Genomic DNA, 25,145 nt, shown 5'->3' with positions numbered 1-25,145 from the left:
CCGTTTAATGACAGTGATACATTTCAGACACCAGACCAGTTTCGTGTTAACCCGGGATCTGAAGGAAACTACCCGGCGCAACGTTCTGTAAAAAGGGGCTCGGTTCGCCTACACTGTAAAGCTGCAAGTAATGCATAGCCCGGGTGCAGGCGGTGTAGAACAATCTGCGCAGGCTCTCAACGCCGTATACGTGCGATGAAGCGTTATAAATGATGACGGCGTCGAATTCGATGCCCTTCGCCAAATACGCCGGTATAACGACAACACCTTGTTCATATTCGGTAGAGCCGCTCTTCACAAGTTTTATATCTTCAACTCTTTTCAGTGCTTCGTATGCGGCGGTGCTTTCCGCAGCAGATTTACATATAATCGCGATCGTATTATATCCCCGTTTCCGCAAGTCCGCGACTTTGGAAGCAATACAGCGGTGCAGTTCAGCTTGATCGGACACTCTCGTCAACACAGGCTTATCGCCGTCGCGTTCAAAAGCAGTGATCCGTTCGCCATCGGGTACGAGTCCGCGCGTAAATTCAATGATCTGTCTTGTGGATCTGTAACTGCGGGTCAAGGTGATCGAATCCGTTTTATCCGGTCCGTATAGGCTGGTAAGCGTGTGGAAATCGACTGTTTCACTGGCATGAGCGAATATCGCTTGGTTAAAGTCGCCGAGCACAGTCATCCTCGCCGAAGGGAACAAACGCTTCAAAAATTCGAATTGAAACGGAGAATAATCTTGCGCTTCGTCTACAAGCACGTGTTTGATCGAGACGTTCGTCTGAAAGCCTTGAATCAGCTCTTTCAAAAATAAATACGGAGTTGCATCTTCGTAAAACAGTTTGCCTTCGTCTAGCGTTTTTACAGTCAATCGGCAAATATCCTCCCACTCCTCGGGTGTTTCCCCTTCCATCCACTGTTTGACCCGCGTTGGATCGGCGAAAAGCTGCTTGTATACTCCCTTCATGTCGATGAAACGAAGCGTTCGGATCCGTTTGCGCAACGGTTTCAGCTTCTTGCGAACGATCAATTGGCCCAGCGCTTCGATCTCGTTCTCATAGTTGTTCAACGTTTCTGCTTTAAAGCCGTGTTTTTTCCGTAAGAGAGTATGAGCTTTATGATAATCCTCGTTGCTAAGCAGCTCGATTTCTTCCTGCACCCATGGCTTAGTCCGTTCAAGCTTCTCCGCTTCATCGATTTGCTTGTTTAGCCAATCTGCCAGCTTTTCAAGTCTGCTGTGAAAACGGAGCGAGGTGTCGCTGCTATAAAACCTTTCTGTGATTTGTTTGGCGGTGATGATCGGTTTTCCTCTAAATAGAATATCTTTGAATAGCATGCCGGATAATTCCAGCGACTTACAGTATGTTTTAATCGTCTCGAAGAAACGGGTTGATGCCTTGAATCGGATGCTCGCAGTTCTAGTCCGGTATAAAGAGTCATCCGCTTCAGTCAACATATATTCCAATTGCTCGTATGGATCCTCGATTTGAAATTCTTTGCTCAGCCGATATTCCAAATATTCCTGGAAGGTGACCTGCTGCATATTCTCTTCGCCTAGTTCGGGCAGCACATTGGATACGTAGCTGTTAAACATCGAATTAGGTGAAAATAAAATGATTTGATCGGCTCTCAGCTTATCCCGATACTTGTAGAGCAAGTAAGCGATCCGCTGCAGGGCAGCCGATGTCTTGCCGCTGCCGGCGGGTCCTTGCACGATGAGCAGCCGCCCGCGATCATGACGGATGATCTGGTTTTGTTCCCGTTGAATGGTGGCCACGATGTTGTGCATATGTTTGTCTGTCACTCTGCCAAGCACCTGCTGTAAAATGTCGTCTCCAATGGTGAGACTCGTATCGAACATCGACTTGATAACGCCGCCGCGGATGATATATTGCCACTTTTTCTCCAGCATGCCGCGGACTGTGCCTCCAGGAGTAGTATATTCGGCCGGGCCGGGCGCGTAATCGTAGTAGACACTCGAGACCGGCGCCCTCCAGTCGTAGATCAGTATGTTCTCTCCGCTTGTATCCGTGAGCGTGGAGATACCGATATAGATTCGTTCAGCAGCTGAAGTCCCTTCCTCAATGAAATCGATTCGACCGAAATAAGGCACCTCCTGCATGCGGCGCAGGGTGGACAACCTCTTGAAGGCTTGTCTGTGGGTGCTTTGGCTCACGGACAGGTTCTGCGCCTGTTGTCTCAAGGCGATGATCGTCTCAAGATAATCGTCGAACGTATCAGTATTCACCTTGACGTCATCCCAAAAATGTTTGCGGAAATCAATCACTTCTTTTCGACGCTGGGAGGTTTCGTTTTCCAGCATGCCGATTTGCTCCACAATGATCGCCATTATGCTGTCCAATCGTTCTTGCTCCTGCCGAAGTTCTGTATTCATATTAAGCACTCCTTTAAAAAATAAAAATGGGGATTGACTGAAGAGGATTTATGTTTTATAATTATAATAGGGATACTATTTTTATAATTTAAACAAAATGTGTTTCTTTACTAATTTATCATAGTTTCTCAATTTTTTCAATGTATTTAACGCTGTCGTCGATATTATAAACAAGTTGAAATTGTATGTGATGAAGATAAAAAGTTACTGTAAGGCCATTAATTAAAGTATTTCTCATGGAAGAGAACCGATGGTTTTCTTTTAGACCGTCTAATAAAGTTTGCAAAATCGTGTTATAAGTGAATAAGTTTGTTAATATAAACAGTCTAACTAGATTAGTTAGGCTGTTTTTTTTTGTTTTGTAAAAATTCTTAAATAACTATGAAAGAAGGAAATTGGAATATGTATAAAGTTGATTACAAAGATTATCCTTTAATCAGAAGTTGGAAACAAAATTTAATGAAAAATCAATTATTGTCTATTTCCGTGTAGCATGCGAATTTTATCGGATAAATCATATAAGCGGATAAATCGACTATATAAAAGGATGTGACATCCTTGAATACAGGTGAAACTGATGGGGAGACATGTTCCAAAGTTGATACTGTAACTAAAACGAAAGCTGGATCTTATCGTGAAAGAGTAGAGGGAAAGAAACAATAATTTTTAGACAAGCCCATTGTGCTTGTCCATTTTAAATGCGAGGGGGAGATTTTATAACCGAGCAACATTCCGGAACATTTTCCTCAACACTTCAGCTTCATGTACGTATTCTCATGTATGTATACATATTGACGGACTGCACCTGTAGAAAATTCAACTCCATACTTGCGTTATTGCCGCTTTGCGGCCTGAACTCATCAGAGTGATGTTATGTCTCAGAAATTAAACTGTACGCAATCAGGTGATGGAAGATTATATACGGACTTTGATGATGCCTCTGCTGTTCTTGCGTATCCTAAACGCTGCGAAAACCGCTTGAGACTTACCGAGCGTGTGGAACAACTCATTGAAGAGATTCGTATTTTTCCAAACCGTGAGTCCATCCTGGTGATTGGGCTGTCTTTCGAGAAATCGATGAACAACCTAACATGACTGAATACTAAGAGCGGCGCAAAAGCACTGGAACATATCAGATAATGGCAAATAAGCTACGCTTAGAGCTGCAGTGAGTGAACAAGGGAAAACGTTTAGGAAAGCCTGAGCTCTCGCAGCAGGTTCAGCCGATAAAGGGCTTAAATTTTCTTTTAACGAGAAAGCGAAGAAATAACAGTTAAAAAGAAAAGTAGAAGCCATGACCCAAAAAGTCACGGCTTCTGAACTAGTTATTTGTGTTTAGATCTGTTTGTGGCAGCATCTAAAGTTCCTTCAGGGAAACTAGGAGTTACTTGTGTAGCTGTAGTTTGAAATTGTTGAACTTGTAATAATTTCACAGTAAGATCTAAGACGATTTTTTCGCGCAATGTTTTAAACTGGCCTTCAGGTCCTACTTTAACTGGTGAGAAATCAAGTTCATAGAAGTTTGCGGCTATTAATTCACCGTATGGTTGTTCATTATATTTGACGAGATTTTGGAAGAAATATTTATCCAAACGAGGAACAAGGTCATTTTTCTCATTTAAGAAGAGAGCTTTGCTTTGATCAGAAATTCCTATTATTGGGAAAAGAAGGAAATCTCCGGTTGGAGCAGCGTCTGCAAGTTCTGTAAAACCAGAGAACGGAACGTCTGCAATTCTGTCTTGAAGTGCTCCATTGCAGTCTCTGGAAGCATATTCAATATCTTTGCGAATAAATCCTGATACAAATAATTTCGCTCTAGTTACTCTAAAATAGTCCGTTGTACCAATACGTGTAAATCTAACAGGTACTAGTTTCGCTTGTTCCAAAAATACGTTTTTTGTCACTCTCTTAATTTCAGTTGCTGGCGGATCAAGTGGAATATCTGCCTCTACTACAACTTGAATAGTTTTTTCTGCTAATACAACTGGAGTTTTAAGAGTTACAGTAACATCTGGTGTAAGAACTAAATCGGTATTTTCATTTGATAATGGTACTTGTTCTGTCGATTTTACTGGGCAAGCTGGGATTTGATGATCGTCTTTACTCATGAAAAATCCACTCCTTAATTTTTTTTGAGTTTTCCAAACTCTGCATTAATACAATATGCAGCATTCATTTTTAAGTTTGGGCTTTTCACATAATCATTTTTCTCATTTTTAAATCAAAGAGTGGATTTCGTATACATTCGATGATCTCTAGATTCCATTGCTAGCATAACTGACTCGAACTTGTTGTACTTGTAATAAATGAACGATTAAATCCAATATAATTTTTTGGTGCAATTGACGATAGTAAGGTACTGATTCATTTTGTTTGGAACCTTCATTTCCGTTGTCTGCGGCAGTGTACTCAATATTTTGTGATATATATCCTTTTATAAATAAATTTCCTTTCAGTGCTGTACATGTTCCATTATCTAATGATGGGGAGAATTGAGTAGGTACGAATTTACAATTTGTTAGTACGACCTCTTTAGAGATTTCTTTAACGCCCAAAATCTCTTCTTCAAATACAACATCTTCTTCTAAAATTATTTCCATTTTGTATTCCCCTGCTACAACTGGAACTCTAATTTGTATAAAGTCATGAGATGTACAAGTTTTGTTATCTGTTTCGCTTGTTTTCGCAGCTTTTGAGTCATGCAGGGGAACTGCAATAGATTGATAATGATTGTTTTTATTATTCTTACTATAACTGGAAACAGTGTCAGTTAAAGAGATCATTTCATGAATTTTAGAGCAAACTAAACGGCAATCAGGCTGTTCAGGATAATAAGTTGTAGTATTGAGTAATTTTGTGTTTAATTGAGGAGTTTGTTTATTGTTTAAGTCAAGAAATTCAGCTGAATTTTGAACTATACTGCTAAAGATAGGAGAATGAAGAAAGTCATCTATTTCTACAAAAGTCGAAAATGGTCTTTTTATAGTCATCGAACATGTTTTTCCATATTTGATAGATTCATCTGCATTATCAAAATTAATAGCTTTTTGATCATTCGTTCCATCCGATTCGGATGAAGGATGAACAGGCTCAAAAACAGAATCGGTCGGAGATTTTTTATTTATCTCCTGTTCAGCATGAGAAACCTCATCCGTTTTCACAGTATGCTCAACATCAGCTGAGGAAATTTGTTCAGGAACGACACCATCCGACGAATGATCCGGCTCAACTTTATGGTCAATAAAATTGGTTTCATGGATATTTTCTTGATCATTTATTTCATCCGGGCCGGATAAAGCAGGAACAGGTTCAAAAACTGAATCGGTTAGAGCATGATCCTTTATATCCTGTTCAAGACCAGCAGCATGAGGAGTTTCATCCATTTTCGAAGCACGAACAACATCTGTTGTAGGAACTTGTTCAGAGTCGGCAATATCCAATGGACGAGTTAGTTCGACTGTATGGTTAATAAAATTGATCTTAAAGACATCTTGATCGTTCATTTCATCCGAACTGGATGAAGCATGGGCAGGTTCAAATGCTGAATCTGCTGGATGATCCTTTTTATCCTGTTCAAGATCAGCATGAGAAGCCACATCCGTTTTCACAGCATGTTCATCAACAGCTGAAGGGGATTGTTCAGGATCAGCTCCATCTGATAAATGAACCGGCTCAACTGTATTGTTAATAAGATGGATTTTAAAGATATCTTGATTATTTATTTCACCCGAATTGGGTGAATCATGGGCAGATTCAAAAACGGAATCGGTTGGAGGATGATCCTTTGTCTCCTGTTCAAGACCAGCATGGAAATACTCATCCGTATTCACAGCATGCTCATCAACAGCTGGAGGAGATTGTTCAGGAACGGCATCGTCCGATGAATGAACTGGCTCAACTGTATAGTCAATAGGATTGGTTTCACTGATATTCTCTTGATCATTTATTTTATCTGAGCTGGATGAGTCATGGGCAAATTCAAAAACGGAATTGGTAGTAGATTGATTATTTGTCTCCTGTTCAAGATCAGCATGGGAATACTCATCCGTATTCACAGCATACTCATCAACAGCTGAAGAAACTTGTTCAGGAACGGCATTGTCCGATGAATGAACTGGCTCAACTGTATAGTCAATAGGATTGGTTTCACTGATATTCTCTTGATCATTTATTTTATCTGAGTTGGATGAATCATGGGCAAATTCAAAAACGGAATCGGTTGGAGGATGATCCTTTGTCTCCTGTTCAAGACCAGCGTGGGAATACTCATCCGTATTCACAGCATACTCATCAACAGCTGGAGGAGATTGTTCAGGAACGGCATCGTCCGATGATGAATGAACTGGCTCGACTGTATAGTCAATAGGATTGATTTCACGGATATCCTTATGATTGTTTATTTCATCCGAGCTGGATAGAGCATGAACTAGCTCAAAACCCGAATTGGTTGAAGGTTGATCATTCGTCTCCTGTTCATCAAGACCAGTTAGAGAAATCTGCTTAATATGAGAAGACTCATCCGTATTCACAGCATGCTCATCAACAGCTGGAAAAACTTGTTTAAGATTGTTTTCATCCAATAAATGAGCAAGCTCGACTGAATAATCAAAAGAATTGGTTTCAAAGTGACCCTCTTGATCATTTATTTCATTCGAGCTGGATGCAAAGGTATACACAAGTTCAAAAACTGAATCCATTGAATCTTGATCGTATTTCTCATGATGTTCAAAATCAGTTAAAGAAATACGCCTAACATGAGAAAAACCATCCATTTTCAAAGTATGATCATTACTAGCGAAGAGAACTAGTTCAGAATTGGTTCTATTCGATGATGAATGAGCGGGCCAGACTGAATGATCAATAGGATCAGTATCAAAGTCATCCTCTTGATCATTTATTTCATCCGAATTGGATGAAGTATGAACAGGCTCAAGAACCGAATCGGTTGGAGGCTGATCCTTTGTCTCATGGTCAGGGCTAGGTAGAGAAATCTGCTTAATATCATGGAAAGAACAATCCGTTTTCAAATCATGATCAGCATTAGCTAAAGGCATTAGTTCAGAATCGTTTCCATCCGATGATGAATGAGCTCTATCGACTGAATGATCAATAGGATCAGTATCAAAGCCATCTTCTTGATCATTTATTTCATCCGAATTGGATGAAGGATGAACAGGCTCAAGAACCGAATCGGCTGAGGGATGATCCTTTGTCTCATGGTCAGGGCTAGGTAGAGAAATCTGCTTAATATCATGGGAAGAACAATCCGTTTTCAAATCATGATCAGCATTAGTTAAAGGCATTAGTTCAGAATCGTTTCCATCCGATGATGAATGAGCTCTATCGACTGAATGATCAATAAGATCAGTATCAAAGTCATCCTCTTGATCATTTATTTCATCCGAATTGGATGAAGGATGAACAGGCTCAAGAACCGAATCGGCTGAGGGGTACTCCTTTGTCTCATGGCTAGGGCTAGGTAGAGAAATCTGCTTAATATGGGAATCATCCGTTTTTAAAGTGTGGTCATCAGTTGAGGAAACGTGTTCAGGATCAGTCGTTCTATTCGATGGTTGAGTAGGACCACAGATGCTGCCTGTATGATTTCCTTTAGACATATTATACTTTTTGTATAAATTCATCAGTTTGGAAACATTATTTTTATTTTTGTTTAGTTTGGTCACCTTTTTTATACCGTAATTTTCATGTGAATCATCTGCTTCTGCTGTATCAATGCGATTTGGCACAATATCTGATTTGTGACTATCATCATCTTCTTCTGTATGCTGAAAATTGGGACATACAGATTTTTTTTGAACTCTTGAAGATTTAAAAATGTTCATTTGTTTAGAACGTATTTGCTGCATCCTCTCATGGTGAATCCATGGAGTTTTCATGACACCTCACTCCCAAATTAACGAATTTTTACTGTATTTATTTATGCTTTATTTCCCGCATTTGTCCCTGTACAATTCAGGAAATTTCAAAAATAAGCTCTATGTAGCATTTTTCTCAAATCAGATGATTTGCCTGTTTCTCTTCAAAAATTCGATAAATGGGGATACTATGCCCGCTAATCTTTTTATAATATTGATATGGAATATAAAAATAAATGATTGCATAGATGAATGAAATGAAAAGTTTTTAGATATAAGAAGGGGAACTTGAAGGATTAAAAGAGGACAAAATTAGAGCTTTTTATTTCCGAATAAGATACTTCCATTGTTGAAATTAGCGTAATTAAACACAAAAACACAAGGGGCTGTCTAATTAATGAACTGCCCTAACAAGAACATCAAGATTTTATGCTTCGCCTATTTAATAAAACAAATTTAAAGCGCTAAAGTGAAAAGTGTGGTAAACTTTATTATCATTAAAATGTAATAGGGTGTTTGATTCAATTGGAAATTAAACAATTGAAGTGTTTTCTTGAGGTTACACGTACCGGCAATTTTACCACTGCATCTGAGAATCTGTTCATTACGCAGCCTGCTCTCAGCAGAATTATCAAATCATTGGAGGATGAAATTGGAGCACCGCTTTTCATACGTACTAGAAAAAAGCTGATATTGACGGATGCAGGCCGTATTTTAAAAAAACATGCTTTAAAAATTGAAAATCAGCTGCAGCAATTGGATGCAGAACTTGATAAAATGTTTATGCAAAGAAAACGACAAATTCGCATCGGGCTACCTACGATTACGAATTCCATTTTCTTCTCAAAATTGATTGCATCGTTTCATGAAGAATATCCAGAGGTGATTTTCCTACTAGAAGAGGATGGTTCCAAACCAGTTGAAGAGAAGGTTCTTAATAATTTATTGGATTTTGGGGTCGTTGTTCTTTCTGAGGAAAATGAAAGTCTTGACAGTATTATATTTGTGAATGAGAAATTAAAACTAGTTGTCTCTTCGTCTCATCGTCTGGCGGGAAAACAGGAAGTGTCTTTGCAGGAGCTAAAAAAAGAGGACTTTATTATGTTCGACCGGGATTTTGTGCTAAGAAATCTTGTCATCAATTCTTGTAGAGAAGCCGGTTTTCAACCGAAAATTATTTCGGAAACATCACAACTGGAGTTTATTCAAGAATTGGTTGCCTACAATATAGGTATTACTTTGCTGCCTGAAAGTACGTGTATAGAACTAACAGATGATTTTAAAACGATCACCGTCACTAATCCGGAAATCGAATGGAATCTGGCAATGATTTGGAGAAAGGATGCAAGCTTATCACAGATTGCGCAGGAATTTGTACGATTTGCAAAAGAAAAGCTGTCGACAGCTAATCCCGGACAGGATTCTAAATCCGATTGAGTCAACTATAAGAAGGCTTCCTTTTATGAAAGGGAAGCTTTTTTTACTTGAAGCAGAAAAAAGAAGAAAGTGTCTTTTTTGTGTGGAGCCGTCTCTTGTACTTAAGTAGGGGTTAGGAAGGATTCATTTGAATATCATGTTTCATATGTTCGTGGAAGCGGCCGCTATCTTTTCATGAAAAATAGATAGAGGTTCTAGATGTCCGTTGATTTCCTGCATCTACAAACGATTTTCATAGATAGCTTGAAGAAAGACGGATGTTTCCAACGGTTAGAAACCGTCTGGGACTTGCTCTCGTTGTGCGAATGCGAGACAGTGGTCCGACCGTCCATAAACAATACGAGCTCTATATGGTGTAAACATTTTTTTCAATAGACAATCACTGTTCGTTGTAAAAGAGGTAAAAACAATGTATATTTAATTGAGAATGATAATCATTTACTGAGTTCTAGGAGAGGTGGAAATAGATGAAATATGACGAATTATACGATGTGACGATTATTGGCGGCGGACCAGCGGGGTTGTATGCGGCATTTTATAGCGGATTGCGGGAAATGAAAACAAAGCTGATTGAGTATCAGCCGCAATTGGGCGGCAAGCTTCATGTTTACCCGGAGAAAATGATTTGGGATGTTGGAGGACATGCACCGATTACAGGAGAACAATTAATTAAGCAGCTTGTCAAGCAAGGATTAACATTTAATCCTACAGTGGTACTAAATGAAAAGATTGAATCGATGAAACGAAAGGAAGATGGCACTTTTATATTGCAGGCCGCTTCTGGACGGCAGCATTTTTCCAAGACGGTCATTGTCGCAGTGGGAAGCGGTATATTGAAGCCGCAAAAACTGGAGATCGAGGGTGCAGAAAAGTTCGAGGTGGCTAATCTGCATTATACAGTGAAATCGTTAAAGCTCTTCAAAAATAAAACGGTCATCATTTCAGGAGGAGGCAATGCGGCTATTGATTGGGCGAATGAATTAGTGCCGATTGCTAAAAAAGTGTATTTGACGTATCGAGGGGAGATGTTAAAAGGTCATGAATCGCAGGTGACGCAGCTTCTAAACAGCTCGGCTACTTGTTATTTTCATACAACGATTACCAAATTGATTGCCAGCGAGGACCATGAACGGATTGAACGAGTTGAGCTAACAAACCGTGAAACAGGAGAGATCACCTATTTACCGATTGATGAAGTAATTGTGAATCATGGCTATGAGCGCGATTCCTCCTTGCTGGAAAAAAGCGAGCTGAAAATTCAAATGATTGACAATCACTACATTGCGGGCAACGCCCATAGCGAATCTTCTGTACCGGGACTTTATGCAGCGGGGGATATTCTAAAATACGATGGGAAATTGCATTTGATTGCGGGGGCCTTTCAGGATGCCGCAAATGCGGTAAATAGCGCTAAACAATTTATTGAACCTAAGGCTGATAAATTTGGCATGGTATCATCCCATAACGAAATCTTTAAAGAACTCAACCGAGAATTGATAAAGCAAATGATGAAATAAAAGTTTATTTGGAATAGAATGTAACACACGACCAAGCTCAATGATACGATCCCTTTATAGTAGACAGGAAAAAGAAAGCCTGTTCATCTGTCTATTATGGAGGGATTTTTCTATATGTGCTTTTTTATTCCTGTCTACTTGACTGGGGACAGCTCATCACACGGGTGGTTTTTTGTTTAGGTTAAAGAGCGCTTCCATACTATTTTGTTATGAATTGTATATAGGATTGGCATTGTATCTTTGCAAACCAGCTATATTATAATTCTCTTTGTAAAAATTCTAATACGGATGAAGCGTACGCTTCAAAAGTATTTTTATACGTAAGGTGATCATGATGGAAGCAAAAAAAGTTAAAGAAACACGTGTTGTTCAAACAGATCAAGTGCTCATAAATGATTTGAACAATTATCATACATTATTTGGCGGAGTTTTAATGAAGAAGATGGATGCATGTGCGACGCTTTCCGCCCGCAGACATACAAGGGTAAAGGAATGTGTTACGGCGTCGACCGACTCCGTTAATTTCCTTGAACCGATCCGGGTAAGTGATTCGGTTTGTATTGAATCATTTGTTAGCTATACAGGTAAAAGATCCATGGAGATTTTCTGTAAAGTGATTGCAGAAGATCTAGAAACTGGGAAACGAAGAATTGCAGCTACTGCATTTTTCACTTTTGTTCCCTTGGATGAGAATAAAAGACCGTTGGAAGTACCGCCTATTATTCCAGAAACAGAGGAAGAAAAATATCTCTACGAAACAGGAAAAGAACGTGAAAGCATTCGCAAGTTAAAAAGACAACAAAATAAAGAACTCGTGTCCAGACTTTCACTGAATAAACCGTGGGATTAATACGGAACAAAGGAATGATATAGTGTGATAATAGACTCTAGTTACGATGAGTTGAAAAATGCACAAACCGCTATCGAAAACTTAAAGGCAACAACACCAACTATTTATCGGAAATTTTTAAATATCGTCCATTTGACTCGTCAATTACAATATGGATATCAATATATGGGCTCTTTACTAATGGATGAAGACCCGGATCGATTCCAACCGAAATTTCAGGATGATTATGTATTGTCTATCTATCATCAGGAAATCGAAAAACTAAAAAAAGATAAAAGATTTCCGGAATTAAAACAATTGCTACAATCATATAAACATATTAGCTATACAAACATTAGCAAGCTGGCTTTAGGGGAAAAACCAGCAGCATTAATTGGTCCAGCCGTGGTCCATTAATTGTTCGAAGGAAACTGAAAAAATTTAATTGGGTGGATCGAACTTTGATTCGATTCACCTTATTATTTTTAAAGAGTGTTAAAAGCCCGCTTTCTCAGACCATAAATTCCTTGCATTACAAACAGCTGTCCGAAAAAGATATAAACGTTATTTTTATTTGAAAAAGGGGCGCCTCTTAGCTGAAAAATCAGCTTGAGACAGCCCCCACACTACCAACGGTTATTCTAAGGCCTTACTCCTTTTTAGTCCATTCACCGACAAATTCGATTTCGTTATAGGAATAGAAGTCTTTCAATATCTTTTCGCGATCATCTAAGAAAAGCTGATCTGCTACTTCTGATACGAGCTTGCGTATACCGTATTTCAAGCCGGAAAGAGCAGCTGCTGTAATGCCACAGCTGATCAAACCCGAATAGTTGAAAGCGAAAATTCCGTACAGAAGCTTTTTGCCCTTTTCATCGCGGCTTATAAAAGCGAAACCAGGGCTGAGATAAGGATGGGCATCAAGCATTGGATTGGCCAGCTCCTTCGGGGGATGATAGCGGTCTCCCCAACGAGCAATGTGGCTTTCGACAAGTTTCAGCTCCGGACGCAAAGCAGGATCAGTGACGAGTCCGGTGCAGATGATCAGAAAATCGAAGGTGAACTTGCCCTGAGGTGTGGTCACTACTGCACCTTGATCTGCAGCTTCAACATCAAGCCATGGTGCTCCTAAGTGCAGGTGAAAACCGGGCCATGAGGCTGCGCGTCCGAAGGTATCGTTGGTCGGCGGCTGATTATATTTAAAGAAATGAGCGATGATTGCATATTTATCAGCGTCCGATAGAGCTTGGAAACGTTCAATTAGACCGGAAACTTCCATATAGCGGATCGGATTGATACGCTGCAATTTCTTGCGGCGGACAAAGACATGAACTTCGGCCGCCCCCTCTGATAAGGCAAAATTGGCATTATCAAAGGCAGATGCGCCGCCGCCCAAAATTCCGATCTTTTTCCCTTGTAGTGCTTTAAAATCAATTGTTTCTGAGGAGTGGGCATAGAGATGATGCGGCAATTTTTCAGCAATGAAAGGAGGAACATGCCATTCGCCACCGCCTTGAATTCCCGTGGCTAAAATAACCTTTCGTGCGAGCAATATGTCAGATGGTGCACCCGTTCCTTCCATATGAAGCCGATGAATCCCTTCATCAGTCGGCTCTATCAACTTCAACTTTACTTCATTGATGACGGGCAGATTGAGAACTTTCCGAAACCAGCGCAAATAATTCATCCAATCTCCCCGAGGAATTTTGTCTAGCGCTTCCCAGCCTTCCGGTCCGAATTGTGCTTCCCACCAAGCGCGGAAGGTTAGGGAAGGAATCCCAAGGTCGATGGAGGTCAAATGTTTAGGTGTTCGCAAGGTCACCATACGGGCGTAGGTTTCCCACGGTCCTTCCCAGCCCTCTCGGTTTTCATCAATGACAAGAATGTTGGATATCCGTTCGCGTAGAAGACCGAAAGCCGCACCTAAGCCGCTTTGGCCGCCGCCGACGATCACGACATCGTAGACATGCCCTTCAGGTTTTTTTAGCGTTCGCACCCAGCTTGGACCTCCGAAGGCGAGATAGGAAAGATCGGTTTTCACTTGTTTGTTTAATGCCTCTAAGCTCATCCTTTTTCACTTCTTTCAACTGTAAGATTTGAAAGTCACATATGTCAGCCTTATCCGTAAACAGAAATCCGCATGAGAAGAATTATTATATTGAATCAATCATTATTGTTTTTACAGTACCACTTGCCCATATAGTATCACTTCAACCATTTTTATTGAATGTGTATTGTATCTAAAATCTCCTTTAATCGTTATGTAAAATAACTAAAAATGCTTGTTTAATTTCTTCTAAGGAACGAATACCAAGGCTATCTTCATCTAGTCGTTCCTGTAAAACACTCCTAATGAGCCAATAGCTAACCGATTGCCCCGATTTCTCCAATGGGCATAATTTGTGCAAAAAAGCGCATCTTCTGATGTTCATTCCTCAGTCAATTTGTGTGGATTTTTTCTAGTTCAGATGCTTATTGTTGCTTTTTGTATAAATCCGCAGCGGTCAGCTTTTTTAAGACGATAACTATTAAAGCCGAATCTGTTTAAAAAATTTTTTCTATCATTTACAAAAAATGAGTGATTACTCACTTCACAAAATTCGTTTGCACAACTATAATGTATGTGAGTACTCACTCATTTTATACGAAAGGAAGGGAAAAAATGGCCTCAATGATTATTGTCCGTAAAGCTGCGATTTCATTTGGGAAGGAAAAAGTGCTAAAAAATATTGATTTGGACGTAAATGAGGGAGAGATTTTCGGGCTTCTTGGTCCATCTGGCTCTGGGAAAACGACGTTGGTCAAAATGATCACAGGAATTTTAGAGGGAGATCAAGGAGAAATTTTCATCAAAGATCAAAAGGTCCCTTCACTCGAGCTAATGAAATCAATCGGTTATATGGCGCAATCGGATGCTCTTTATCAGGAGTTGACCGCTAAAGAAAACCTGGAATTTATAGCCGCCATTTACGGGCTAAAACGCCAAGAACGGAAGAAAGCGATTCAGGAAGTTTTGGAAATTGTCGATTTAACTGATCATATTGATAAAGTTGTCAGGGACTTTTCAGGTGGGATGAAAAGGCGGTTGTCTCTAGCTGCTTCGCTCATGCATAAACCGGATCTATTAATTTTAGACGAACCGACGGTTGGAATCGATCCAGTGCTTCGCCAATCGATATGGAGTGAATTAAGAAAACTAAAAAACAACGGGATGACCATTTTAGTTACGACACATGTCATGGATGAAGCGGAAAAGTGTGATCGTCTGGCCATGCTAAGAGACGGTTATATCATTGCTTGTGACACGCCGGAAAAGCTAAAGGAAAACCAAAAGGTCGATTCACTTGAAGAAGCATTTTTAGCATACGGGAGGAATGAGAAATGAGAGTAGGAGCTGTTGTCATCCGAATTATAAGACAGTTGTTAAGGGATAAACGGTCGATTGCTTTATTGATCTTTGCGCCGCTTTTAGTTATCACTCTTGTATGGCTTGTATTAGACGGCGACCCATACGAACCGAAAATAGCAGCAGAAAATATACCTGCGCCGCTTGAGCAAGTATTGCAAAATGAATTGGAGAAAGATGTTGTTCAAATGTCCGAAAGTGAAGCGAAGGAGGCTTTTCAAAAAGAGGATTTAGATGCATTTATAACGATAAAAAATCATGTTCCGTATGTTTTGCTGGAAGGAAGCGACCCGACAGCCAATTCAGCGGTTATGAAGGTGATTCAAACCGCCTTCAGCTCCCTGTCAGACCAAAAAAATATTCAGCCTGATGTCGAATATTATTATGGCTCTGACAAAATCAATCTTTTTGATCAGACGGGTTCAGTACTAATCGGTTTTTTTGTCTTTTTCTTTGTTTTTGTGTTAGGCGGCATTTCATTTTTGCGGGAAAGAACACAAGGAACATTAGAAAAATTGCTGTCGACGCCGATTAAAAGATGGGAGATTGTAACAGGCTATTTGCTAGGATTTGGCTTATTCACGATTATTCAATCGTTCGTTATTGTCACGTATTGCGTATATGTACTTGATATTTGGATGGCAGGGGATTTTTGGCAGCTGTTAGTAGTTACATTTTTATTAGCCATCACTGCGCTGGCGCTTGCGACCCTTTTATCAGCCTTTGCAAATAATGAGCTGCAAATCATGCAGTTTATTCCGATTGTCATTATTCCACAAGCATTTTTTTCGGGAATCTTTAACTTGGAGACATTGGCAGAGTGGTTGCAAGTGTTGAGTAAATTTATGCCGCTTACTTACGGAGCGGACGCCATTCAAGAAATCATGATTAAAGGAAAAGACTTGGCCGATCTTTGGCAGGATTTGCTAATATTGTTCGGCTTTGCGCTGCTTTTCTATGTCTTAAATATATTTGCATTGAAAAAACATCGCAGGTTATAACAATAAAAGAGAGAAATAAGGAGGAAAGTGTATGGACCAGGAAAATTTTATGGACGAGTTCATGAAGGCAGCGAATCAAGATTTAACGCCAAAGCAGGCAAAAATTCTTCAAGCGGCAGTCGAAATTTTCGCCGAAAAAGGGTATGCTGCGACATCCACGAGCGAAATTGCGAAAAGAGCCGGGGTAGCGGAAGGAACGATTTTTCGCCATTATAAAACAAAAAAAGATTTGCTGATATCCATCGTTTCACCGATCATTATAGAATTTGCCGTTCCCTTATTTGCTGAAAGGTTTATCAATGAAGTTTTCCAGGATCAACGACTTGATGATTTTGAAGATCTGTTAAGGAAAATCATCCGCAACCGCTATCAATTTGTCAAAAACAATGTCCCATTGTTAAAAATTTTTTTTCAGGAAATGGCGTTCCATGCAGAAATTCAAGAAAAATTTAGCGCGGTTTTTACTGAAAAAGTTTTGCCTCAGTTTATAAAAGTTGTCAACCATTTTAAACAAAATGGGCAAATAGGTGATTTTCCCACCGAGACTGTCATACGTTTAACGATTAACGCGATCGTTGGTTTTTTCATTACCCGCTTTTTGGTCATTCCGGATTATCCATGGGATGACGAGAAAGAAATAGAATACACGATCCAATTTATTCGGAACGGGTTAAAGGGGATTTGACGGCTTAATCAATCATCAAAGATACATGATTTTTTGCAGGATAGTCTGCCCTGAAGGAAGACTATCCTCTTTTAATTAAATTGGAATTAACCAAGCGGTCTTCGAAATTTAGCAATTATATTAGCAATACCAGCGGCTTGTTGAATCTTATTTCATTTACCCTCGTTTTTTCTCATCAAACTGCTGATTGTCAAATTTGTTAATGCATTATCAATCAACCACCACTACTTGTTGGCTGCCATATATCTTTTTAATGTTAGGACTAATATTTTCTGTTATTAAGTATGTTAAATCTTTAGTAGGACATACAATGTGATTGGAAACAGTGCTTAATTTATCAGATGTTGCCATCCCTAATATTTCAGAAGAGATGGAAGCCATTTTCCGCTTTACTAATGCTTCTGATAAGCTTGGGACGCTGATTCCTATATAAGGATCAATTTTGTAAATTCCCATGATATATAAATCTGCTCTCATATTACTTAAAGATTCGACAGTGTCTATTCCTAAATTAACCATTGATTGTTTGAATAAAGTTCCGCCGATCATAATAACATCAATATGTTGATGATTAGTCAGAGCCATAGCGATTGGCGGGCTGTTTGTAATGACGGTGGCTTTTAATGTTAAAGGTAATTGGTTTACTAGATGTAAATTAGTCGTTCCTCCATCAATTAATAAAACCATGTCTTCTTTTATAAAGGATAAAGCTTTTTTAGCTAATTTAATTTTAACTTCATTAAACATGTGCTGCCTTGTTGAAAAATCAACAACAGGAGGCCCTATCCTCAAGGCTCCGCTATGAACCCTTTTAATAAGTCCGCGGTTATCAAGCTCCTTTAAATCTCTTCGAATTGTATCCTCCGAAACTGACAAACGTTTACTTAAATCGCTTGCAATAACTTTATGTTCTTCATTTAAAATCTGCAAGATTTTTTGTTGACGTTCTTCCTTTAGCATAGTGACTTTACTCCTTTAAGTCTTTCTTATAGTTTATCATAATTTCAACAATTGATCAAAACGCATTCGCGCAAATAATGGCACAAAAACGCAAAAACATGCTTTACTTTTCATTGTATGCGTTTTATAATAAAGGAAAACACGCAAACACATGCAAATGGAGGCACAAACATGCAAAATAATAAAAAAATAACGATTGCACCTTCTATTATGTGTGCTGACTTATGTAATTTAGAAAAAAGTGTAAAAGAAATTGAGAAAGAAGGATTGGATACTTTACATATTGATATTATAGATGGACACTTTAGCCCTAGTATGCCATTGGGAATAGATACTATTAAGCAATTACGAAAAATAACTGATATGAATTTTGATGTCCACATTATGTCCAATAATAATGAATTTTTTATACAAGAGATGATCAAAATTGATGTACAACAAATATCATTTCACTATGAAACGAGCACTCATATTGATCGATACATTAACTTAATAAAAAACAATGGAATTAAAGCAGGTTTAGCACTCAACCCAGCAACTCCCCTGTCTGTCCTGGATTATATTTTGCCGAAGTGCGATACCATTTTGTTAATGTTAATCAATCCAGGCTTTGCAACTGATGAAAATGAAAAGCAAGTTTCTTATGCAATAAAAAAAGTAGAAGATTTGGCGCGATTAATAAAAGAAAAAGAATTGGATACAAATATTGAGGTTGATGGCAGAGTATCTTTAGACACAATACCAAGCTTAGTAAAAGCTGGGGCCGACATACTAGTTGCCGGGAGTACAAGCTTATTTATTCGAGACAAAAGTTTAGCTGAGAATAAAAAAGCGATGGAAAAATGCATCATAGAAGGTTTATTGTGAAAAGAGGGGAAATAATGGTTAATTACTATGATATTGTAAAGGAAATTACAAACGAACTCACCACTACTTTAAACCAAATTGATATGAATGAAGTCAATAAATTGTTAATCGAGATAAAAAAAGCAGATAAAGTATTTTTTGTCGGGGTTGGAAGAGTTCTATTATCTTTGAAAGCTATCGCTAAACGATTAGCCCATCTTGGTATTAAAACTTATATTGTCGGCCAAATCACTGAGCCTGCAATAACTGAAAAAGACTTGTTGATAGTGGGATCGGGAAGCGGAGAAACGGCTTTTCCATTAATCATTGCAAAGAAGGCAAAGCAATTTAAAGCAAAAGTTGCTCATATAGGTGCAAATCCAAATAGCTCAATGAATGAGTATTCAGATTGTTTCGTAAGGATACCAGTAGGTACAAAACTACAGCTGCCAAATGAAGTGAAATCTGTACAACCAATGACAAGCTTATTTGAACAAAGCTTATTGTTATTAGGCGACGCGTTAGCCTTAATGATGATTAGAGAGCAAAATATTGATATGTCTAGTCTTTGGCAATATCACGCGAATTTAGAGTAAAAAGTTAATAGCTTCGCTGGATTGGATATTCTTTGATAAAGAGTTTTAAGTATTGTAAAGGGAGATAATATTATGCTAGCGTTGCATTTTGGTGCAGGGAATATAGGGAAAGGTTTAATTGGTTACTTATTAAACAAAACTGGGTATGAAGTTTGTTTCGTGGATATAAATCAAAAAACGGTTGATAAATTTAACAATTACAATAGTTATCAGGTTGAGATATTAGATGATAATCATACGATAGAGACTATCTCTCCGGTTTCAGCATTAAACAGTGTAACACAAGAAGAAGAAGTGATCAATGCTATTGTGAATGCAGATTTAATTACAACATCTGTCGGCATCAATAACATACCTAAAATAGCTAATATATTATCTCAAGGCCTTTTGAAAAGAGCAAAAGAAAATAAAAAGAAGATCGACATTATCGCAAATGAAAATGCAATTAACGCTTCTTCCAGTTTGAAACGTGAGATAAAGAGATATGTTTCAAATAAAGAAATGGAAAATATATGTACTTTTGTTGGCTTTCCTAATTCAGCTATTGATCGCCTAGCTTTATCAAAACATAGCGAAGGGGGTGAGAGTGTTCTTGTAGAACCGTTCTATGAATGGATCATTAACAAATCAGAAATCGTTAATGCAGATTCGCCTATTATAAAAAACGCAATCTATGTTGAAGATTTACAGCCTTATATTGAAAGAAAATTATATTTAGTGAATATGGGTCATGCGGCAACTGCTTATATTGGGTTTTTAGCAGGAGAATCTACAATACAGAGCGCTTTGAGAAATGCAAAAATTGAACATCTTGTACGGGAAACGCTAAATGAAGCTTCCCAATATATTTTGAGGAAATTTAATATGGATCCAAAAGATATGAGTGATTTTATTGAAAGAATTATAAAGCGCTTTAAAAACAAAAATATTAGCGACTCGATTTTGCGAGTAGGAAGATCGCCGATTCGCAAACTGGGCTATAATGAACGATTAATTAAACCCACTAGAGAACTTTTTGATTTAGGACTTTCAATAGAATATTTATCAGTTGCCGTTGCTGCTGCATTTTTATTCGATAACCCTGATGATGAAGAGTCTGTAATTTTGCAAAACTACATTTGTGAAAATGGGATCGAACAAGCCATTTTACATTTTACAGAGTTAGAAAATAAAACAATTAGAGAAAAAATTAAAGAAATTTATTATCAACTAAAAATACAGAAATGGTAGTGTAAATAGAATCATGAAGAAAGGTGAAACGGTGTGTTAAGTGAATATTTAAAAGGTAATATAAATTTCTTGAATAGAGTATCTTCATGGGAGGAATCTATAAGAGTTGCTTCCGATCCTTTATTAAAAAAAGGTAATATTACTCCTAAATATATTCAAGATATGATTGATAATGTCAATAAAAATGGTCCATATATAGTAATTGTTCCGGGAATTGCCATGCCGCATGCAAGAAACGAAGGAGGAGTAATCAAAACAGGCATTTCTTTTTTGAAATTACAAAACAACGTGCAGTTCCCAGAGGGAAAAGAAGTGAATATTATTATCGTCTTAGCGGCTGAAGACAATTCAAGTCATTTAGGTTTGCTATCCGACTTATCTTCTATACTAATTGATGAAGATGTTGTAAACAAGTTTAGAAATTCAAGCAATGAAGAAGAAATAATGAATGTTATTAAAATGGTAGAATAAAAAATGTTTTTTTGATTAAATTTAAAATTTAAACATCGTTTTTTTTCAAAAAAGTATAAAAATTTCTTCTATAATATTGATATGAAGAAAGGGTGTTATACATGGAAAATGTAATTAAAGCCAAAACTCCATCTTTTCGTGCACGCATCCAAGCTGTTGGAGGATTCTTGACCAATATGGTTTTGCCGAATATTGGAGCTTTTATTGCATGGGGGTTATTAACAGCTTTGTTTATACCTTCTGGCTGGTTTCCAAATGAGAATCTTGCTAGTATAGTTGATCCGGCAATCAAGTATTTATTGCCTTTGCTTTTAGCAAGCACAGGAGGGAGAATGGTTGCCGGCCAAAGGGGCGCTGTAATGGGTACCATCGGAGCCATAGGGCTAATAGTTGGATCCGATATACCAATGTTTTTAGGCGCGATGATTATTGGTCCTTTGGGAGGCTGGCTTATAAAGAAATTTGATAAATTGATAGATGGTAAAATACCTGCAGGATTTGAAATGATTGTTAATAACTTTTCAATTGGTATTTTAGGCTTCTTTCTAATGATTTTCTCCTTTTATTTTATAGGACCGGTTATTGAAGCGGCAAATAATGTTGTTTCATCCGCTATTAAATCTCTAGTGGATACAGGGTACTTACCATTATTATCTCTTATTAATGAGCCAGCTAAAGTATTGTTTTTAAATAACGTCATTGATCAAGGAATATATTATCCTTTAGGTATGCAAGAAACGCTTGAAGCAGGAAAATCAATTTACTTTACCGTTGCGTCAAACCCAGGACCTGGTCTTGGATTATTATTAGCTTTTAGCTTTTTCGGCAAAAAGGCTGCTAAGCGGACTGCTCCGGGTGCTATAATAATTCATTTCTTCGGAGGCATTCATGAGTTATACTTCCCATATGTATTAATGAAACCATTAACAATTTTAGCAATGATTGCCGGCGGGATGTCAGGTATTACAACTTTTTATCTTTTCGATGCGGGTCTTGTAGCTGGACCTAGTCCGGGATCCATAATATCTTATTTAGCTTTAACCCCTAAAGGTAATTTCCTAGGAATCATTTCAGGTGTAATCGTAGCTGCGGTAGTATCCTTCATCGTTACTGCAATAATATTAAAGTTTGATAAAAAAACAGATGAAGAAGATTTTACAAGTTCAATCGAAAAGTCAAAAGCAATGAAATCTGAAGGGAAACAAATTTTAAATCCATCTAATGAACTGTCTAATACAAAAATAAGTAAAATTTCATTTGCTTGCGATGCAGGTGCCGGCAGCAGTGCATTAGGTGCAACCACATTTAGAAAAAGACTGCAAAAAGCAAATATTGACGGTATTGAAGTAAAACATTATAGAATAGAGGATGTTCCAGAAGACACTGACATTATCGTCGTTCATAAAGATTTATTAGAAAGAGCAAGATTATCTCATAAAAACAAAAGAATTATCACTATAGAAAATTATATAGAAGATCCTAATTTATTAAAATTAATTGATGAATTAGGGAAAAGGTAAACAAATGGTTTTGTGTAATTGGAGATTCCTTGCTTGCAAACGTTATCAACAATTTTATAGATATTAGTATTAAAAAGAAAAATAATCATTAGGAGATTAGAGATATGAAAACAGTACTCCCTTGAGATTTAGCTTTTGTGGACGTGGTGTTTTTGCAAATGGCGCAAATAAGGCAATGCTCATTTTTGCAATCGCGGACGGCTCACCACGTCCACTATTCAAAATTAGATTAAACAAAGGTCCTAAATTATATAAGTTAAATAGCCTAAGATACATAAATTTAATTTACGGTTTTTCTAATCTGAAATGAATTGAAAGCAATGGAACTCCTGATTTATCTTTTTAAAAATATGTTCAAAGTTTTTTAAGTTTCTATCTCTCTAATAAACGAAGAAGTTGTTTTATGGTAATTTTGCAAAATTAAGCGATACACCAATTATTTCAGATTCGGCTATTGTGATTTCGTGTTGAAGACAACAAGAAAATAATAAACATCCGTCCACTATAAAATTATTAATTTTCACTTTTTCACACGTGCCTATTTCTAAGTCTTTCTATATAATACTTGAATTTGGAAACAGTTTCAAGTTTTATTTAATAATCATTATAGGTGACACCTTTTTTTCGAGTTTGAGCTGTCTGCTTATTCTTGTGAAAAATCATTCTACATGCGAAAAGCTTTTTGGGAAAGAATTGCACTTTGGAACAAACAAAGATAAAGAAATAATAGGAAATGACAGAAATGATGGAAAATACGCTCTGTTTTTTCTTAACGTTTAACTATGTAGAAAACGATCAAGATCAGAAATATCATCTTTACGAATGAATCTAACAAAGCTGTTGAAATCATTATCTTCAATCTATAGCAAAAGCCGGAATGGTATCATAACCACTCCGGCTTTTTGATTGCAAAGTTTTTGGAATTATATCGGTTATATTAAGCTGCGGATTGCTTATTATTTTTAAAAGAATTGATATATGAAATAGCTTTTTCAACATCGAACTGACCTTCCCATTTAGACATAACGACAGCGGCTAATGAATTTCCAATGACATTGACCACTGTTCTAGCCATATCGAGAATACGGTCAATACCTGCGATAAATGCAAGACCTTCAGGCGGGATGCCTACTGCTCCCAGCGTAGCCAACAGTACAACAAATGAAACGCCTGGAACGCCTGCAATTCCTTTTGAGGTCAACATTAATACTAGCACCAATGAAATTTGATCAGCGATGGACAAATCAATGCCATACATTTGTGCTATAAACAGTGCTGCTAATGCTTGGTATAGGGTTGAACCATCTAAGTTAAAGGAATAACCTGTTGGAATGACAAATGCTGTAATGGATTTTGGGCATCCAAATTTCTCCATTTTCTCCATTATTCTTGGCATAACTGTTTCTGAGCTTGAGGTTGAATAGGCAAGGATAAGCTCTTCTTTAAGTAAACGGATGATGTGAAAAATGTTTAGACCGACTAATTTTGCAACAAATCCAAGAACGACGACAACGAAGAATAACATTGTTCCATAGCCGACAATTACTAATTTACCCAACGGCACCAATGATTCGATACCGAATTTAGACACAGTCACACCGATAAGGGCAAACACACCAAATGGTGCAAATTTCATCACTTGGTTCGTCACCCAGAACATCGTTTCAGCTGTACCTTGGAAAAAGGCAATGATCGGTTTTCCACGCTCTCCGATGGCTGTGACTCCAAGTCCGAAAAATACAGAGAAGAAAATGATCGCCAGCATATTTCCTTCAACAAATGCCTGGAAAATGTTTGGTGGAACAATGTTGACAAATGTATCAGCTATTCCGTGGCTTTCAACTGCTTCTGCCGTATCGACATAACTATGAATATCTGTTTTCTCTAATGAGCTCATATCGACGCCGGAACCAGGCTGAAAAATGTTAGCTGCTAAAAGTCCGACAATAATGGCGACAGTTGTAATAATTTCAAAATACAAAATTGTTTTTCCGCCAAGCTTTCCGAGCTTTTTTGTATCACCTACACTTGCAATACCGACAATTAAGCTGGAAATAACAATTGGAATGACGATCATTTTAATTAATCGTAAAAATATATCCCCAATTGGCTGCAAAAATTTCGCAACATCTGGGTTACCATAAAAAATAGTACCAACAACAATACCTAGTACAAGACCTATTAAAATTTGCCAAGCCAAGCTTATTCTTTTCATCATAGCACCTCTTTTCTTTTATAATTGCCTCCAAAACGAATGGATGACAAAATTGATTATCATTATCTTTTAAATGATTACTCGTCGAAATAATAAGCTATAATAATTAGTAGAGTTGTTTGCGAGAGCGCTTACGAGTTATCTCATCTAATTTAAAATTGAAACTA

General features: G+C 37.8%; 18 protein-coding genes and 1 pseudogene. 13 read left to right on the top strand and 6 right to left on the bottom strand.

The window, feature by feature from the left end; all coding sequences use genetic code 11:
- Positions 1–46 precede the first annotated feature (46 nt).
- Complete coding sequence (helD, locus tag NSQ84_RS18005; protein ID WP_066251807.1) at positions 47–2,389, bottom strand: RNA polymerase recycling motor HelD; 2,343 nt, start codon at positions 2,387–2,389, stop codon at positions 47–49.
- Between the two features lie 927 nt (positions 2,390–3,316).
- Between helD and NSQ84_RS18000 the strand changes: the two are divergent.
- Positions 3,317–3,448 (top strand): annotated as a pseudogene (locus NSQ84_RS18000) (IS256 family transposase); the annotation flags it as partial.
- Positions 3,449–3,714: 266 nt separating this feature from the next.
- Here the strand turns inward: NSQ84_RS18000 and NSQ84_RS17995 are convergent.
- Positions 3,715–4,497, bottom strand: a complete 783-nt coding sequence (locus tag NSQ84_RS17995; protein ID WP_117016908.1) for a CsxC family protein — start codon at positions 4,495–4,497, stop codon at positions 3,715–3,717.
- Positions 4,498–4,644: 147 nt separating this feature from the next.
- On the bottom strand, positions 4,645–8,286 hold the full coding sequence (locus tag NSQ84_RS17990; protein ID WP_327873215.1) for a BC_2427 family protein: 3,642 nt from the start codon (positions 8,284–8,286) through the stop codon (positions 4,645–4,647).
- Positions 8,287–8,790: 504 nt separating this feature from the next.
- Between NSQ84_RS17990 and NSQ84_RS17985 the strand changes: the two genes are divergently transcribed.
- From NSQ84_RS17985 to NSQ84_RS17970, 4 genes are all read left to right on the top strand, one after another.
- On the top strand, positions 8,791–9,702 hold the full coding sequence (locus tag NSQ84_RS17985; RefSeq protein WP_063388274.1) for a LysR family transcriptional regulator: 912 nt from the start codon (positions 8,791–8,793) through the stop codon (positions 9,700–9,702).
- A gap of 467 nt (positions 9,703–10,169) precedes the next feature.
- Positions 10,170–11,219 carry an NAD(P)/FAD-dependent oxidoreductase gene (locus NSQ84_RS17980; RefSeq protein WP_327848293.1) on the top strand — a complete coding sequence of 350 codons (1,050 nt, stop codon included), beginning with the start codon at positions 10,170–10,172 and terminating at the stop codon, positions 11,217–11,219.
- A 334-nt stretch (positions 11,220–11,553) separates the two neighbouring features.
- Positions 11,554–12,069, top strand: a complete 516-nt coding sequence (locus NSQ84_RS17975; RefSeq protein ID WP_082829614.1) for an acyl-CoA thioesterase — start codon at positions 11,554–11,556, stop codon at positions 12,067–12,069.
- Between the two features lie 24 nt (positions 12,070–12,093).
- Positions 12,094–12,465 carry a hypothetical protein gene (locus NSQ84_RS17970; RefSeq protein ID WP_063388277.1) on the top strand — a complete coding sequence of 124 codons (372 nt, stop codon included), beginning with the start codon at positions 12,094–12,096 and terminating at the stop codon, positions 12,463–12,465.
- Positions 12,466–12,697: 232 nt separating this feature from the next.
- Here the strand turns inward: NSQ84_RS17970 and NSQ84_RS17965 are convergent, their stop codons facing one another.
- Positions 12,698–14,116 (bottom strand): NAD(P)/FAD-dependent oxidoreductase, encoded by a 1,419-nt coding sequence (locus NSQ84_RS17965; RefSeq protein WP_327873214.1) that lies wholly within the window; start codon positions 14,114–14,116, stop codon positions 12,698–12,700.
- Positions 14,117–14,710: 594 nt separating this feature from the next.
- Between NSQ84_RS17965 and NSQ84_RS17960 the strand changes: the two genes are divergently transcribed.
- Genes NSQ84_RS17960 through NSQ84_RS17950 form a run of 3 tightly spaced genes read left to right on the top strand, consistent with a single transcriptional unit; the run spans position 14,711 to position 17,140 of the window.
- Complete coding sequence (locus tag NSQ84_RS17960) at positions 14,711–15,433, top strand: ABC transporter ATP-binding protein (RefSeq protein ID WP_327873213.1); 723 nt, start codon at positions 14,711–14,713, stop codon at positions 15,431–15,433.
- On the top strand, positions 15,430–16,455 hold the full coding sequence (locus NSQ84_RS17955) for an ABC transporter permease (RefSeq protein ID WP_327873212.1): 1,026 nt from the start codon (positions 15,430–15,432) through the stop codon (positions 16,453–16,455). Before NSQ84_RS17960 ends, NSQ84_RS17955 begins: the two co-directional genes overlap by 4 nt.
- Positions 16,456–16,486: 31 nt before the next feature.
- Complete coding sequence (locus NSQ84_RS17950) at positions 16,487–17,140, top strand: TetR/AcrR family transcriptional regulator (protein WP_327873211.1); 654 nt, start codon at positions 16,487–16,489, stop codon at positions 17,138–17,140.
- A 210-nt stretch (positions 17,141–17,350) separates the two neighbouring features.
- Here NSQ84_RS17950 and NSQ84_RS17945 read toward each other — a convergent pair whose 3' ends face one another.
- Positions 17,351–18,100, bottom strand: coding sequence for a DeoR/GlpR family DNA-binding transcription regulator (locus NSQ84_RS17945; RefSeq protein WP_066251483.1), 750 nt, complete (start codon positions 18,098–18,100; stop codon positions 17,351–17,353).
- Between the two features lie 171 nt (positions 18,101–18,271).
- On the opposite strand from NSQ84_RS17945, the gene NSQ84_RS17940 reads away from it, so the two are divergent.
- The 5 genes from NSQ84_RS17940 (at position 18,272) to NSQ84_RS17920 (ending at position 22,763) form a co-directional block, all read left to right on the top strand.
- Positions 18,272–18,967, top strand: coding sequence for a ribulose-phosphate 3-epimerase (locus tag NSQ84_RS17940; RefSeq protein WP_117016900.1), 696 nt, complete (start codon positions 18,272–18,274; stop codon positions 18,965–18,967).
- Positions 18,968–18,981: 14 nt separating this feature from the next.
- Positions 18,982–19,542, top strand: coding sequence for a 6-phospho-3-hexuloisomerase (gene hxlB / locus NSQ84_RS17935; protein ID WP_066251479.1), 561 nt, complete (start codon positions 18,982–18,984; stop codon positions 19,540–19,542).
- Positions 19,543–19,614: 72 nt separating this feature from the next.
- Positions 19,615–20,772, top strand: coding sequence for a mannitol-1-phosphate 5-dehydrogenase (locus NSQ84_RS17930; RefSeq protein WP_117016899.1), 1,158 nt, complete (start codon positions 19,615–19,617; stop codon positions 20,770–20,772).
- A gap of 33 nt (positions 20,773–20,805) precedes the next feature.
- Complete coding sequence (locus NSQ84_RS17925) at positions 20,806–21,243, top strand: PTS sugar transporter subunit IIA (RefSeq protein ID WP_066251473.1); 438 nt, start codon at positions 20,806–20,808, stop codon at positions 21,241–21,243.
- Positions 21,244–21,344: 101 nt separating this feature from the next.
- Positions 21,345–22,763 carry a PTS mannitol transporter subunit IICB gene (locus tag NSQ84_RS17920; RefSeq protein WP_066251470.1) on the top strand — a complete coding sequence of 473 codons (1,419 nt, stop codon included), beginning with the start codon at positions 21,345–21,347 and terminating at the stop codon, positions 22,761–22,763.
- Positions 22,764–23,700: 937 nt separating this feature from the next.
- Here NSQ84_RS17920 and NSQ84_RS17915 read toward each other — a convergent pair.
- Complete coding sequence (locus NSQ84_RS17915; RefSeq protein ID WP_066251467.1) at positions 23,701–24,978, bottom strand: cation:dicarboxylase symporter family transporter; 1,278 nt, start codon at positions 24,976–24,978, stop codon at positions 23,701–23,703.
- Between the last annotated feature and the right edge of the window lie 167 nt (positions 24,979–25,145).

Source organism: Aeribacillus sp. FSL K6-3256 (genome assembly GCF_037965805.1).
GTDB classification, from domain to species: Bacteria; Bacillota; Bacilli; order Bacillales; family Aeribacillaceae; genus Aeribacillus; species Aeribacillus composti.
This window is presented reverse-complemented; position numbering and strand designations above follow the sequence as displayed.